General features: G+C 57.8%; 11 protein-coding genes and 1 pseudogene. 2 read left to right on the top strand and 10 right to left on the bottom strand.

Annotated elements, in window-relative coordinates; genetic code table 11:
• Nucleotides 1-24 precede the first annotated feature (24 nt).
• From ACXX9E_RS29480 to ACXX9E_RS29470, 3 genes and pseudogenes are all read right to left on the bottom strand, one after another.
• Nucleotides 25-953: pseudogene (locus tag ACXX9E_RS29480) on the bottom strand (4-hydroxyphenylpyruvate dioxygenase family protein); the annotation flags it as partial.
• 403 nt (nucleotides 954-1,356) lie between these two features.
• Complete coding sequence (locus ACXX9E_RS29475) at nucleotides 1,357-1,689, bottom strand: hypothetical protein (RefSeq protein WP_458556740.1); 333 nt, start codon at nucleotides 1,687-1,689, stop codon at nucleotides 1,357-1,359.
• Between the two features lie 1,209 nt (nucleotides 1,690-2,898).
• Nucleotides 2,899-3,072, bottom strand: coding sequence for a hypothetical protein (locus ACXX9E_RS29470; protein ID WP_458556739.1), 174 nt, complete (start codon nucleotides 3,070-3,072; stop codon nucleotides 2,899-2,901).
• A gap of 2,427 nt (nucleotides 3,073-5,499) precedes the next feature.
• On the opposite strand from ACXX9E_RS29470, the gene ACXX9E_RS29465 reads away from it, so the two are divergent.
• On the top strand, nucleotides 5,500-5,631 hold the full coding sequence (locus ACXX9E_RS29465; protein WP_458556738.1) for a hypothetical protein: 132 nt from the start codon (nucleotides 5,500-5,502) through the stop codon (nucleotides 5,629-5,631).
• Between the two features lie 1,218 nt (nucleotides 5,632-6,849).
• Here ACXX9E_RS29465 and ACXX9E_RS29460 read toward each other — a convergent pair.
• Both ACXX9E_RS29460 and ACXX9E_RS29455 read right to left on the bottom strand, forming a co-directional pair.
• The gene (locus ACXX9E_RS29460; protein ID WP_458556737.1) at nucleotides 6,850-7,149 is read right to left on the bottom strand and encodes a hypothetical protein; all 300 of its coding nucleotides are present in this window, start codon (nucleotides 7,147-7,149) and stop codon (nucleotides 6,850-6,852) included.
• Nucleotides 7,150-7,581: 432 nt separating this feature from the next.
• Entirely contained in the window at nucleotides 7,582-7,878 is a 297-nt protein-coding gene (locus ACXX9E_RS29455) for a hypothetical protein (RefSeq protein ID WP_458556736.1), read from the bottom strand.
• Nucleotides 7,879-8,941: 1,063 nt separating this feature from the next.
• On the opposite strand from ACXX9E_RS29455, the gene ACXX9E_RS29450 reads away from it, so the two are divergent.
• Nucleotides 8,942-9,406 carry a hypothetical protein gene (locus ACXX9E_RS29450; protein WP_458556735.1) on the top strand — a complete coding sequence of 155 codons (465 nt, stop codon included), beginning with the start codon at nucleotides 8,942-8,944 and terminating at the stop codon, nucleotides 9,404-9,406.
• Nucleotides 9,407-9,670: 264 nt separating this feature from the next.
• On the opposite strand, the gene ACXX9E_RS29445 is transcribed toward ACXX9E_RS29450, so the two are convergent.
• The 5 genes from ACXX9E_RS29445 to ACXX9E_RS29425 form a co-directional block, all read right to left on the bottom strand.
• Entirely contained in the window at nucleotides 9,671-9,847 is a 177-nt protein-coding gene (locus ACXX9E_RS29445; RefSeq protein ID WP_458556734.1) for a hypothetical protein, read from the bottom strand.
• A 1,583-nt stretch (nucleotides 9,848-11,430) separates the two neighbouring features.
• The gene (locus tag ACXX9E_RS29440; RefSeq protein WP_458556766.1) at nucleotides 11,431-11,982 is read right to left on the bottom strand and encodes an NAD(P)/FAD-dependent oxidoreductase; all 552 of its coding nucleotides are present in this window, start codon (nucleotides 11,980-11,982) and stop codon (nucleotides 11,431-11,433) included.
• A 58-nt stretch (nucleotides 11,983-12,040) separates the two neighbouring features.
• Nucleotides 12,041-12,655 (bottom strand): NAD(P)/FAD-dependent oxidoreductase, encoded by a 615-nt coding sequence (locus ACXX9E_RS29435; RefSeq protein ID WP_458556733.1) that lies wholly within the window; start codon nucleotides 12,653-12,655, stop codon nucleotides 12,041-12,043.
• A 245-nt stretch (nucleotides 12,656-12,900) separates the two neighbouring features.
• Nucleotides 12,901-13,035, bottom strand: coding sequence for a hypothetical protein (locus ACXX9E_RS29430; RefSeq protein ID WP_458556732.1), 135 nt, complete (start codon nucleotides 13,033-13,035; stop codon nucleotides 12,901-12,903).
• Between the two features lie 714 nt (nucleotides 13,036-13,749).
• Complete coding sequence (locus ACXX9E_RS29425; protein WP_458556731.1) at nucleotides 13,750-13,917, bottom strand: hypothetical protein; 168 nt, start codon at nucleotides 13,915-13,917, stop codon at nucleotides 13,750-13,752.
• Between the last annotated feature and the right edge of the window lie 576 nt (nucleotides 13,918-14,493).

Genomic DNA, 14,493 nt, shown 5'->3' with positions numbered 1-14,493 from the left:
TGCTGATCCGCTGCAATCGACTATGAACAGCGCCTGAAGTTTCCCCTCGCCGAACCCCAACGTAGCCTTTTCCTCGATAAAAATTCGAACACCGGCCCATCAGGGTTTCCGGATATTCTGCAAGCGGCGGACGCTGTGGCCTGCTGAAGCACCATCGACGAATCCGCGCACCAATTGCAGTTGATCGACCGGCTCAGCCATCGTTCAGCAGGACGGCCTTGAGCATTTCGTAGTAGGTGTCCGACGGCGCCGATCATGAAGCACATGCCGATCTTCTCCGGCGCGTCCAGGTCTTGATCAGGTCGTCGTGGACGCGACGTGCTGAATGCCCTCGCCGTTGAACTGCGTCGGACTTGTTCGATATTTACCACTTCGACAATTCCTCGATTGACAATCAGATCATGCCGTCCCAGTCATAATCACTTTGAAGATCAGGCCGGTGTATTCACCTTGATGTAAACGTCGGATTACCGGAAGTTGAACAGCTTCTCGTAGAAGTTCCACCAGTGAGCCATGCGGCACGATGCGTCTGGGTCAGGTCGTAGATGATTTCAGCGGCGCCGACCGGTGCGTCCACCTCGATGAACACGAAGTCAATGTCATCAGATGAGCTCCTCGCCGGAGCGGTTGCGATCAGGTACAGCGGCGCGCCGCCAATGCCTTTGATCACCAGCAGGTCCCAGTACCATCGGACCGGTTTCGATGTCGATCAGCAGCACCACCAGTTTTCCCAGATGCACGGCTTATCAGCTTTCGAAGTCCTTGACGCGGAACGCCAGTGCGCGAACGGATAGGACCGTGTTCGGCGGCGAAGTCGAGAACGACGCTGTCCGTTCGTTCTTGAGGATCAGTTGATCGCCCTGACCAGTACGGTCCGCATTCTCGACGAGTAGGTCGCGGCTTCGTGAAGCCCAGTCGTTCTCGAAGATCGGCTCCAGGTCCAGGTCGGCGATGAATCGATGAACCTCAAGCCCGTCGCCCGTGGGTTTCGTGAATCGGTCATCATAACGCTGCCGTACATCTTCTCGTTGACCAGGTTGTTGCGGTAATGTCGCGCCAGGAGGTGCACCAAGTCCTTCGCGCGCTCCGGCGGAGGTCACCGTCGACGTGAATACCGATGTCTTCATATCGACCCAAGGCTCTTGCCGCGCCACTCTGCTGCAAAGCATATTCTTGTATTGCGTTAAACCAATTTTGCTTCACAGCATAAATAGGGTTGTCTGCCCTCCTCCTATGAAAATAGGCCAGCTTTTGCACCGGTGCAGCAGTTTTTTATTCACAGTAATACCCCCACCAGAATCAGCGCTGCACCACGTACATTCGCAGCGTCGGTTTCTGACCGAGAGCGGCGCCCAGTTACCGCGACGACGGGTTCGAGCAATGGACGCGCCCAGACAAGTCACACCGTGCGGTGCCCATCGTAATAACCGATAGGCCGAGCGCAACGTAGAAACCTACCAGATGATCCAGGCTGAGCCAGCTGTTGACGTACAGAGTCGCCGAACGCCGCCCTTCAACTCTCCACGCACGCCCAACGTGCACGTTGAACGTGCCGATCAGGATCGGAATCGTCACGGTCTGCAGCGGTCCGAGGCTTTGATTGAGGCAGCACGACGAGCCGATACAGCCCCAGCCCACGACACAGCCGAAAATCAGCAGATCAGCCCCTCGCGCATCGGGCGTCGCCATCGGTAACGCCGGTTTACACTAACGATCGCCACGCCGGCACGATGCAGATCGAGATACCCGACACCTTGATCGCCCCAGCCCGCCTCCTGAACAAGAGCCAGAAGCAACGCAAAAATGACCCGCGGTTCAACGCGACGTACGATGACGCCCGCGACGCGTTAATGTCTGCAGGCCATAAAAGACGCAGGTTGTAGAAGGAAGTCCGAACGTACCAGGAGCATCCAGTTCCAGTTACCGTACCGCAGGTCGCCGCGCGGACGCGCGCAGGCGAGCAATCCCAGCAGTCCGACGCTGGCCGACGGGAACCGCGACTGCGGCAATTCGCTGACCACCCGCCAGAGACGCCGGCGAGACGAACGTTCACCCCGGCCGTCGTCACCGCCGCCAACGTCCAGGTCGGTTCAGTATTTCAGAAGATTGCGGATGCGGTTCGGCGCAGTTGGCCGTGACGCTTCCAGAACGGAAGACCAGGAATTGGCGTTCGTTCACCTCATTCCTGATCATCGTGAATGATCCGCTGATGACCCTCACAACTGGAGATTTCGCTCGTCGACCAGCTCGCGACCGCCTCGCCGCATTCGTCGATCCATCTGCGGTGTTCCACGCGGATCAATCCCTCGACGGTACGATCTCGGGCTGCTCGGCATCGATCAGCAGGTCGAAGTTCGGCGACATCGGCGAGCATCTGCTCAGGGCGATACATCGCCGATACGCTGCGTAGGAGGCCGCCGATCCGCGCATGAACGCGGCACGTTGGCCTCGGCTCATTCGGCCAGCGTCTCGATCAAGTTACTGCGGAAGTTCTCCGCCGCTATTGAGCAGGCGCATGCGGGTACCGAGTGCACATTGATGAAGGCTCCAACCAGCAGTCGTACCAATGGCTCGAAGAGCGGCGCATCGACCTCGCTTTTGTCGGTGCCTGGCAGAACGCTTCGATACCCTTCAGCTGATCGAAGATCAAATCGTCGCCCTACTACTTCGTCATCATCCGTTCGGCAAGCGCTCGACGCTGAGCCTGAAAGCACTGTGTGACGATCCATTTCTGCTTGACGGAGGCCGGTTTCTTCGGAACTCGTTTCGCGGCTGTTCGACGCAACTGCAGCGATGTTCGCTACATCTTCGCAGTTGCTCAGCACCCTCGACACGTCAGCCGTCGTGACGCGATCACCGTCGTCGCCGAAGCTCCTTTCCGGATACCGCTGAGCCTGGCTACGTGAAGATGACGCTGACGCCCAGGGTTGCAGCGCCAGGTCGGCTCGCGTACTTGACCAACGCCAGCGTCACCAGCAGCGTCAGGCGTTTATCGAACTGGCGCGCATCTTCGTCCTCGATGAGCGGCCCACCGCCATGTTGTCGTCCCTTCTGGCTGACGTGTTTCAGCATTTGTCGCGCCCCTGCCCGGCCCGCGTTCGCTGCTTCGCGACAGGATGCGCCCATGCCGTTAACCGTCGTTCCCGCCGCGAACGCAGCATCGTGTATCGTCGCACTACTGGCGGTTCTCTACCGTGCATGCTCGGCAACTGCAATTGTTCATCCAGCTCGACGCCGCCTGCAGCAGCACGCTGCGGAACGGCAAGAAGCACTGCGCCAGTTTCGACTGATGCTCGACAACACCGCGCAGCCAGCAACTACTGCCACTGGCCGGCGGAACCTACGAAGATCCTCGCCTTGCGCAACAGGTGACCCGCCACCGTTCGTACGCTCGACCGACCTCATGAGACAGACAATCTCTATCCAACTCCGTCTCGGCGGTTCAGGAAGCCGTAAATGTCAGTGATTCTTCGGCTGAGCGGGCTGCGTTGATCGAACGGCAATCCGGTAACGCCCAACACCGCGTTGCTGGTGTATGGCCTCCGTGACGGCGCATCATGCACCTGACGACACTGTGGATGCGTCTGGCCTCCGGCGACATCCTGCGTCTGATCGCCCAAGCGCGCTTGCTCCTGCAGATCAGCAACGACTGGCTGTCCGCCGGCGCACCGTCATCAAGGCCAGTTCCAGGACGCCGTGACCGACAAGCATTCTTCGCATTATGCGTTCGGTGTTCTAGTTGCCGGTTTTCCCAAGGCGAAACCTCACGGTGCATCACAGTGATTCCCGCCATTGTTAAATTTTTAATATTTTTCCATTGTAGTCTTCACAGCAGCGATCGGGCATGTCCTTGCAAAAACGCTTCGACGTCACCAAGCCATCAAAGTGTTGCCCAGCACGCTCGAGGCTGGCGAATTCGTCCTATTTCATTCTTCATCATGCATCGCAACAGCGAAAAGGTCCATCCACACGCTACAAGGTGCTGATCCGCTGGACCACCCCGAGAGCTGACCCGTGGGACCTGCTCCATTCCGTCGCCACACTCCGGGCCTGATCGTGCCCGAGTACGCCCGCCCTGATCCCGGCAACCGCCCGCCCTTCCTCGGGCCTCTGTCGAACATTCGTTGGCCCCTTCCACCTCGGCATCGATGTCACCGCCAGCCCGCTGCGGGTACTCCGCTGGTGGACGATTGCCGCGAACTGCCTCGCAGCATCACGGCGGATGTCGATCTGGTGCTGGAGTCCGACCAAGCACCAACTGATCAAGCAACAACATGGCCCGACAGTTGTTGACCGGCAACTGCGTGGCTGGGTGTAATGATTCCCATCGACGATTTCGCACGGGCATTCCAGCTCCTGACCTGCGCAAGTTCAATGTCGATTTCCTGAAGATCAACCGGTTTCGTCGGCCATGATCAGTGTGGTACACTGTACCGGCACATCTCGACACCGGTATCAAACTCTGGCCGACTCGACTCGGGTATTGTCCGAAGATCAAAACCCAGGCACAGGCCGATTATCTGACCGCCATAACATCCGAACTTCCTGCAAGGTTATCTGTTCGCACAAGCCAATCGCTACAGCAGCTCATCATGCCATTAATCACCATAAACTAAATGAAATTTCTAAGAGCACATCACCACGACGCACCAAATTGATACCGAGGACTGTGATTGTTAGTGAGAAGATTTCAGATTACTTGGCTGATTGACCTACTCCCAATTTTCGATTCCTGTTGCAAGATTGGCCAGGTGAGCCAATTCTCGCCGAGTCGCTTCAAGGCTCTTGGCTTATAGCTTTGTTTGCAGTTGGTTGTTGACCAAAACACACTCTGGAGTAAAGATGTGCTTCCAACTCGCTGAATTTCTCATCTTCACTGAAAAGGCCCTTCAGGACAGCTCAAGCAGCTGGAATGGCTGAAGGAGCAATTGCCACTTTAAGAAATGGATCCGAAGGAAGGGCCAGGGGCTGATAAAACCTATGGCAAAGGCCTGAAAGACATCATCACCATCCTCGGATCCGAATCCGCGAATCCAGTACTGCAATCTTCTCAGCCCTAAACCCGACGCGCTCGCATGGTAAAGGTTGTCGGAACCCGCTGGCAGTTGATCGACCCCAAGGTGGCAACCGCCGTGGCCTGAAAACTGAAGCGAATACGGTTAAGCTTCGTTGATCCTGGTTGCCGCAGTTCATCACGCTCGACGGAAAAGCCCGCATCATGCAGGGCTTTTTTACTGACAATATATTAACAAATGAAATAAATTTTAGCTCAGAGAGGAATTATGATTTTCATGACGCCCTAACCAGTACTGCGAAAAATTCTTTCCGCAATATTACTACGGAGCTTGGCAACCAAACTATTGCTTAATAATTTCGGTATCTAATCAAGCCGCCACTCGACGGGACGCTTAAAGTTTCGACTGTTCGCACCACGACCTCTCCATCTCGCTGTCCTTCCTGGAGACCTGCGCTGCCCCACCGTCCAAAGAGCATAAGCCTATGAGCATCAGCACCACCACCGCCACGTTTCCCGACGACGCATGCCCGACAACTTGGGTTGTGACCATGCAGATCATTTCCAGCGCCGATGAAGCCGAGCATCGCGGCGTGCGCCTCTTGCCGGCTTGGTAGCCGCTTTCAAAGAGTTATTGATGAACTCGCGTACCTAAGCGATGCCCTGCAGATTCACCTGATGCCCCGCTTCCACCTCGTCGTCGTCGGCTCGTCGCCGTCGCCTGGTCCATCGGCATCGTTTTCACCGCCGCTGACGAACCTGGCAGTATCCAGTAACTGTTCGGCTACAGCCTGCTGGCCAGGTAGCGCCTGGCTCGTCCGCCAACGCGCGAACCCGCCTGCAGGCGAGACGCCGAAGAACGGAACAGGACTGAACAGTCGGGGATCGTTGCAGCGCGCTGGCCGGTCGCGCGGCGAAGTAGACCACCGCGCGCAGGGCGAACCTGCCTCATTCAGGGCGATGCCGCAAGGCATGGTTGTGGTTCGCCATCGCTACACCATAGTTATTCGAAGCGGTGGCCTCCGCGACTGAACACTTTTACCGGCGTTGCCGCCACGCCAGACACAGCGCGACCCGCAACTTCATGTTCGACAGCAGTTGCTGCGTGTGAAAGACATCACGAAGTCCCTGGATTCACCCGCGTGCTGGGTTTCTCGCTGGTCGAACGTCGATTCCCGAAACCGTCAGCCTGTACTTCCTCGCACTGGTGGACAGCGCGGTCCAGGCCGACGCCGCTGGCCGGCCGGAGTGGTGGACGATCCGCGATTGTCGAGGCTACGACCGCAGCCCACCGCACCGAACAATGCTGACGCCTATCGCGACGGCAATCCCCGACCCCGGCCCCGCGGCTTTCGCAGCATCTGTGGTATCTGGGTCCCCAACATCGTGCACCGCGTACACACTTCGAAGCTCGGCTTTCGACGACTTCCAGAAGCGCCTGACCGATCGCCGGCGTGGAGCCGGCGTTCATCAAGGACCCGGACAGCTCTCGGTCGAATTCATTCAGCCTACGCCGCTGTTCAAGCTGAAAAGCCTCACCTGACTTCTCTCCCGGAAGAAGGGAACTGGATTGGGGATATTCGAGGTTCCACCAACTCGAAAGCTCGTAAATCCATGATCGACTTGAAGAGCTCGGCGCTGAATCCATCATCAACTCGATCGTTCGGTACGACGACGACGCCAGATCCCTACGGTAGACTCCTCTCTCCTTCGGGAGAAGGACTGGGTTAAGGGGCGGGAGTTTTCACGCCCAATAAAGATCCCGTGATCTCTCACAGTTTCAACGCCTGGCAGTTGCACCCGGAGCCGAAGTACGATCAAGTGATCAAAAGCACTCAACGAAGCCTCGCACCCTCGCCCACCGCAATCACCGATTGCTTGTACGGCGCGGTTGCGTCACAGCAGCGAAGAAGGTGCCCCGAGATCGACGTCTCGCCGCGGTTGTTGACAATGATCTCGCCACGTGGCGAGGCTCGATGGTGCCTTTGAGCAGAGTCGTGTTGGGCGACGACGATCTCGACGAGGTTCTTCCCCAGCTCGACGGTACGCAGTTCGTCGCTGCTGCCGTCCTTGTAACGTCGTTGAGCTCCTCTCGCCGGTTGCCAGTGACTCAGTGGCTTGTCGCTGCTCGTCATGCTCACAGTAACATTGGGCGGACTGTACAGCTTCGTTGCTCAGGCAGCATCAGCCCGCAGTTTACCGTCAAACTCCAGCAAGTCGTCGTGGGCCACGATACCAGTTGATCGCCGCTTCGGCGCGAGTACCACCACCAATCGCCGTCGCTTGCCTTGACAGGCCATCGCCATGCCAGTGCGCGCCTTCCATCTGCTCACGGCACGTTCATTTTCCGCCACGTCGCCAGTCGCCCATACACTCTTCGCTGAGCGTCGCCACTGGCGAAGTCGACTTACCATCCGCTCGCCGTTCTTGCCGATCAGCTTGTAGACATTCCAGGTTCATGATGTGACGTCGTCTTGCTTGACGTGTTTTCTTCCAGCGCAGTCGCAGCGGCCTTCGGTTTCCTGTTCGGAAATCAAGGTCTGGATCGCCATGGTCTCCAGCACGCCTCAGCCGCCGAAGCGCTCGCCGGCCAGCACCAGTGCGGATGCCTTGCGCGCAGCGTAGATCGCCGCCGAGCACCAGCAGGCCACCGCCGACCAGCGCGTAGAAGGCTTTCTCGCTGATTTCTCGGCCTGACGCTCGATGGCGCCGGTGTCGAGCTGGCGAGGTTTCCCGACCAGTGCGGCCTGACCGAAGTTCTCACCATTGAGGTCGTGCTTGAGCACCGCCATGATCTTGCGATCGTAGCTCGTCCTCGAACAGCGCGCCGTCGATCGCGACGTGGCGATCAGGTTGGCACGCATAGGTCAGTGCCTCGACCACGTCCAGGCAACTCTCGCAGGACGACCAGAGATCGGTCTCGAAGCTCAACTTCAGCCTTCAAGCAAGCAGTGCTCGATCGCTCAACACTCCTTGGATGGGTGACCACCAACCCCAGCGGGCCGGCGCCAGGGAATGAATCATCGCCATCGGATGCCAGCGAAACGCCAGTCATTCAGCAGCCGGCGCTGATCGAGACAATCGCCTTCGGCGTGGTCCACGTTCTCGATCAGGTCGTCGCTCGACCAGCTGACAGATGGTCTTCGCCAGTTGGTGCGTTCCCAGTTGGCAGGCCATTGAGTGGGAAAGCGACGATCTCGATCGGCTCATAACCGTTCCGGGTCCCGATTCAACTGTCGGCTTTGAGTTGCACATTCCAACGTCAGCGATCTCCTGTGTCTTTATTCGAGGCGAAAAAAGCCGGGCGATCTGGCCCGGGCTTTTTATTGGCGGATGACCTTTTACTGAAGTAGGTGCAAAGTAGCCGCCCTATATTGCACTGTCAGCGACTTGATCTTGCCGACGGGTCTACAACAAGCCGAGTAGGCCTCGCCTTCTTCCAGCTCGCTGGGCGAACCGGCCTCGGTGAGCAGCGACATGTCGGCGGCCTTGATTCGCGGCGGCTCGGAAGCGTCACGGCCTGCGCCACCATGCGTTCAGTTGACGATTTTGATCTTGGCCTTCAGGGTTAGTAGCGAAAGTGCCGCATCGGCCAGCAGCTTCTCGATCGGCGCGTCGAAGTTAAGGAGATGGCGCGTGAGAGACGGTCACGATCGTCGTCTATATCAATTTGCAATGGCTGGCGAAATTTTGTGCCCGGCAGGAGTACGTCGGCAAGTTGGTGTCAGTCGAAACACTGCTGATCTTGCGCCCAAGTTCTCGAAGGCGGCGGCATTGGCAAGATCTTCTTGCCGCTGCGTCGCAACGAAGGTAGAAGTCGGCTGGGTGGGAGATTCATTGAGGACCGCTTGCCTTCGGTCAGACATCGACTGAACAAAGTCGCAGTTTTTTTGAAACAGGGTAGCTTCTGAACGGTTTTCTTTTCACTTGTTGATGATCGCATTGATGGTTCTCGCTCCATACGGTCTGAAGTTGATCGGTAAAATCCTGCCCACTCACTCGACGGATGGCTCCATTGGCAAACCTGATCCTACTGATTTGCTTTCGCTATTAGCTGACTTGTGCTTGATCAGAAGAAACAATATCTACGACGAAGCCAGCTTCCGTAACAAGCCATCCTCGAATGGGCTTGCTTCAACGTGGCGCATCACAAGAAGCTCATCCTTCACCGACATCACTCATCAGCAACTACAAGTCCCAGCCGCTTTGATAGGGCCACGTGGCAAAGCCTCGACGCAGCGAATGGCTGGTCTAGTTTCCACGATGCCGGGCACGCTTCCAGCGCCTGACGCAGCAGCAAATGATGCTGCTGCGAGCGGTGCAGCCCTCCTCGCTCAGGTTGCCCCAGCGGTCGATGCTCCAGAAACCGGCCACGTACAGCGGCTCCGATGAGGCCCATGGATCTAGGCCTGAACCAGTCCTACAGTTCACATGTACAGCACTTTGATACGTATCTGCAGGGTTTTCCCGATCGCCCTTGCTGCGCGGCAGATCTAGAGGTGATGATGCCGGCGTTGGCCTTGCCATGCTCGATCTGCAGGCGCATTCACTCATCACTTCAGAAAGCCCGCGCCAGAAGCCAGAGCAGATGCGTCGGCCCGATCGCGGTAGAGCCTGAGCAGCGCTCGACGATCCTGTTTCTACGGCCGTCGACGCCTACTTGCTCCAGCAACGACACTTCCAGATCGCGCCGATTTGCAAGGGTTCGGCTTCCTGCGCAATCCGATGCCCGATACCTTGAACGCTGCGCACCACCGGCACTTTGGTGATGGCAAACCCCTGACTACTGTTCCTGCAGCTCCACAGCGCCGACAGCGCCAGGCTCGTGTCCATCGACGGCGCGCCTGCCGTGTTCGACGAGATAACGCGCCACGCTGTCTGCCGTGGCGGAAGCCTCCGCGTCACTTCGAAATGCTCGATGGCCGCGCGATAGCTTCGTCGGGTGTCTACGGCGGGGTAACGGCTTCCGGATCGTCGATCATATCGCTGATCAGCAGTTTCTCGCAGGCGTACCTGGTACCGGGATCAAAAACGATCTAATCACCTGACGCTGGGTAATCTTGGTATTATCCGTGTCTTTAATATGGAAAAGGGTTCAACTTTTCAATGGTTAGCTAATTATTTGGCATGTACCACAACCACGACCATCAAGATTTGCTCATGGCCCCATCGCAGCATTACCAAGGCGCTCGTTCATTTTGCGCGCACCACGATTCTCGCCCGCGGCAAACCTACAACATTGATGCAGTACGCATTCGAAATCGGTGGGATTTACCGGCTCGAAGACCCACGATCCATCGATGCTCGAAGCTGATGACGGCGCCCGCCGATGAGAAGCCCCTCAGCCCCCCGACCGATTGATGGCATTGGCTCCGCTGGTCTCGCCCTCGCTAGAACGCCTGAAAGAACAGCGCAAGAGCCGATGGAGCAAGCGCGCACGGAGCAGATTGAAGCACAACACGAAGCCCTGGAGTCAGAACTGAAGCAAAATCACCAGGCCCTGGAAAAGCTGGAGCACAAGCGCGACAACTGAAGGCGCCGCCTCGCTGGAGCATGCATCCGAAAGCTCGGCTGGAGCGACACTCACACTGCCATGTTCCGACGAACCTCAAAATTGCCGTAGTCCGGTATCGATCGAGCATTGGCCAATTTTGGAATTGCGCCTGTTGCAGGACGAGGGCGGGCAGATCCACTCGCTGAAGAAAGCGCCTCCACGCCCATGACGCGCTGGGGGCGCTGCCGCAACGCCACCAAAGAGCAGCGCAGCAGAACAGAAGTCGCCGCCGAAGCGCGGTCCGGCATTCCGGGCGAAGTTCGTCAGCGCCGGCGAAATTGTCCCGCTGGTCCGCGGATCGAAATCAGCTCGACTTGTTCGTGGCGACAACGACGCCTGCCGCGGAAAAATCGTCGCAGCTCAACACAATGCCGATTTGTTGCAGGATCAGCTACAAGCAGCGATCAGCAGATCAATAACAAGCTCAACCCGTCGGTGAACAGCGACGGCACCCTCCTCCAGAACGTTCACGTAGCGACAACAGCTGGAAAGCCAGACACTCGAACAGAGGCGTCGAGGGCGCGCTGCTCGACCAGTCACTCGAAAGGATTCAACGCGAAGTCCACAAAGCCTCGAAGAAGCCAACGTATCGCCGCCGCCGTTGCAGCGACGACCCAGCCGAAGCCGAAAAACGCTCCAGCGCGCCGACCGGCGTACGCATTGTGACGAACTCTTCGGCAGCCATCGGTGAACCCCGATCATCTCGTCAAAGTCGCCTTCGAGTGGCACAGCCTTCGATCAATGGCAACCCCTGCACGATCTCTCCGGCGTCGCCGACCATATCGCAACCGAGGACTTTATCGGTTTTGCCGTCGACACCAGCTTCATCAGCATCTTCTCCTGGCGCTGGGTCGCATTCGCTTCATCGAACAGAAACAGCTTTGCGTTGATGACCACGTCGTAACCGCCTCGCGCGCCTTCTTCTTGCGGCACCAACTGTGCCGATGCTCGGCAGGCTGAACACGGCGGTCAGAATCATCTTGTCTGATCGACGACGATCTTGTTCAGCTTGAACAGACGTTGCGCGCCACCACCATGCCCTCGGCGATGCCCACGGGTCGAACTGTTGCGCGACAATCACATGGCCAGTCTCCAGTTGACGGCTGGCTGGTTGGTCTTCTTCATCAGCCTCGATGAACTCTCTGTCGTTGAGCTGCACGTCGGTATTTCCAGCCAGGTTATCCAGCATCGGACGCGGGCCAGTGGCGTAGAACGCGCAGTCCACCTCCAGCGCTGGACCGTCCTTGAGGTTGAGCTTCAAGCTGCCATCGGCCTGCTTGTCGATGCGCGATGTCGGCATTGAACTGCAGATCCGGTCACGCTGAGCGTTGTTCCTGCAGTGCTTGGCCGCCGAACCGTCGAAGCCGCGCAGGACCAGGGTCGCCGCGATTGGGCGAGAGTGATGTTCTCCCAGCTCATGGAAGATCCCGGCAACTTCGACCGCGATGTAACCGCCGCCGCACCGGCGCGCGTTAGGGAAGAACTTCCTTGAGGAAGTACCTGGTTGGAACGATCGGCGTGTTCATGCAAATATGGAATCTGCGGCCGCCGCAGTCGGCGATCAGGATGCTTGTCATGAAACGCTTGCGTGACCTCGACCTGCCATGCGGCCGACGATCTTCCACATGGCTACCGTCCAGGGTCACGCCACTGTTGCGCAGCAGTTCCGGTGAATGCCAGTCGAGGCGGTTGATCTCGCGGTCCTTGTTCGCGATCGGCGTCGCCCAATCGAATCTTCGCTTCGCCCAGGCTCCACCGAGAACCAGACGCTGCTCGAAGTCTTCGGCGAAATTGCGCACCGTCGCCAAGTTCGGCGCGCAGCCGACGTTGACGCAGGTGCCGCCCAGTGGCTCTCGGCCAGACCGCCACTTGCGCCGAAGTCGGCGGCGGAACAGCGCTACCGCGCACCCGCGGAACCAGCACCGATGCACATAAAGGTCAAAATCGTTGGCCATTTCTATCTCCTCGGCAGGCGATCGGCGTGCCCGCAGCCACCCGTTCGGCAATTCCTGGCAACCGAAGAAATGGCGACGAAGAAATGAAAAAGCCACTGGAAGGTGGCTTCTGAACGAAGCGAGCGTACTCATGGACGCTTCCAGTTCTTCTGCGACTGGAGCAGAAGTCGTTGGCTAGCCGATGTTGACCTTCAGCGCCACAGCGGATCGAAACGCTTTCCTTGGACTCTGGCCGTGGCGCAACCGTTCTGGGCCTGCTTCATCAGGGCGTCGGTGATGGAGGCTTTCGCCACAGCTCCTGGCTCCAGTACCTGGATCAGGTCAAAGATACTCCTAACGATCAGATGTAACAACCGATGATTTCAGAGGTCGACGGTTCAGTCTTCCGGCTTTGGCTTCTCGACCATGCTGTGAACACAGATGCGAATGTCGTCGCGGATCGTCTTCACCGCGATCCGCGCATTCTTGCTGATTTCCTTCAGATCGACTTCCTGATGCGCGATGATCGACAACGAAACTGCTTGTCACTGACCCCATCTCGGTAGAGCACCATCACCTTCGAGGCTGATCACCAGGTAGTCGCCCCAGCACCACAGCAAACGTCGTCACCGATCGGCGACCGGTCAGGATGGCATAGCACCAAGTTCTTCATCATACTGACGGTCTGAGAAGCAGACTGCATCCAGCAGCTTCATGACCAGGTCCTTCTACTTGTCAGGTACCTTGATCTCGTTTTCCAACTCGTCGCTGATGTCGAAGTCGTCTTCCAGAAGAGGATCTTCACCGACCCGTAACCGGATGGAATTTCCGTCAGGCCAGCGTCCAGAGCTTCTTCGACGCCGTGCTGGATACGTGGACTGTTTCCCCACCGGCAGCATTTCTTCCACATTTCGGCTTTCGTCGCTGGCGGACGGAGTTGCATGACCAGCTCTCGGACGAACATCTTGATCGTATCGTCCTTGAAAGGAGCTGTCTCAGTTTAGGAACAGCAGTCTGATCGGACCAGACATACACCTTCCGATGCCGCACTGGCTAACCGATGCCAGACGTCGATGTTCTCGCCGATCGGTCCATCGGCAACTCGGGCACCGAAATCGGCGTCAGCTCAAAGTCACCGATAAACCGCTCCACCGTCGGCTGATCGTCACCCAATGCGAGCGTTCCGGTGCATGAGCTTGACAGCGGAACGACGGTAGATCGCAGCAAAATCATCGATCGGTACACGGTCAACAAGGCAAGGATGGCCAGTCGCACATCACTACCACCATGGCGAAGATGTTCACCCGTTCCTCTGAAGCCATGGCGATGAAGTCGGCATCGATCTGGACCCGCGCCACCGCGCCGAAGCGACGCGGCGGAGCAACTGCGCCTCGCGGCGAATGCCCGCCTGCCATTGCGGCTCCTGTTCGAACGCGACGGTGAAGGAATCGCTGTCGCCTTCACACAACGGCCCTGTCGGAGCGTCTAGTCCCCCCTCGCTGAAGGTCACACTAATTGATGAACAAATGGCTTCCTCGTTCCCGGTCTCGCATCCGGCAGCTCGCCACCTTCTGAACCACCGTATGCGACGATGGCAAAACCAGGGCCTGAGCATCGTCTCCCAGCAAAGCCAACTTATCGGCCTGCCTACAAAGCCTCTAACGCATCCTGCGCAGGACGACCGCATGGTGCACGGTACCGACGGCACGCACGCCAGCGTCAAAGGAAAGCAACAAGCGCTCGCGTGCCGATCTGGCGACTGCAGACTCACACATCCATCGTTCGTCTGCCAAATAAACCCTACGTGTGTTCTTCAGCAAAAAACTCGTCCGTCGTCCACACAACTTTACGATCGGTCATCATATGACTGAACAACTAACCTTCATGCGCTCGTCCACAGAGAGTAACTGCGCCGCCTTCTTGAAGACACGATCCACTCCAGTTCACCCGGTTCTCAATCATGGGTGCGCAGATAAGGCCTACGTGGCTGC

The sequence above is a fragment of the Pseudomonas sp. GNP014 genome (genome assembly GCF_054344005.1).
Note: the sequence above shows the minus strand (reverse complement) of the source record. Positions and strands in the feature narration are given on the sequence as shown.

What these genes read in the sequence shown, in the direction of transcription:
- ACXX9E_RS29460 (WP_458556737.1), bottom strand. Translation starts at nt 7,149, where the DNA reads ATGACGAGCAGCGACAAGCCACTGAGTCACTGGCAACCGGCGAGAGGA.
- ACXX9E_RS29435 (WP_458556733.1), bottom strand. Translation starts at nt 12,655, where the DNA reads ATGAGTACGCTCGCTTCGTTCAGAAGCCACCTTCCAGTGGCTTTTTCA.
- ACXX9E_RS29445 (WP_458556734.1), bottom strand. Translation starts at nt 9,847, where the DNA reads ATGGACACGAGCCTGGCGCTGTCGGCGCTGTGGAGCTGCAGGAACAGT.
- ACXX9E_RS29465 (WP_458556738.1), top strand. Translation starts at nt 5,500, where the DNA reads ATGAGCATCAGCACCACCACCGCCACGTTTCCCGACGACGCATGCCCG.
- ACXX9E_RS29425 (WP_458556731.1), bottom strand. Translation starts at nt 13,917, where the DNA reads ATGGCAGGCGGGCATTCGCCGCGAGGCGCAGTTGCTCCGCCGCGTCGC.
- ACXX9E_RS29455 (WP_458556736.1), bottom strand. Translation starts at nt 7,878, where the DNA reads ATGCGTGCCAACCTGATCGCCACGTCGCGATCGACGGCGCGCTGTTCG.
- ACXX9E_RS29470 (WP_458556739.1), bottom strand. Translation starts at nt 3,072, where the DNA reads ATGCTGAAACACGTCAGCCAGAAGGGACGACAACATGGCGGTGGGCCG.
- ACXX9E_RS29475 (WP_458556740.1), bottom strand. Translation starts at nt 1,689, where the DNA reads ATGGCGACGCCCGATGCGCGAGGGGCTGATCTGCTGATTTTCGGCTGT.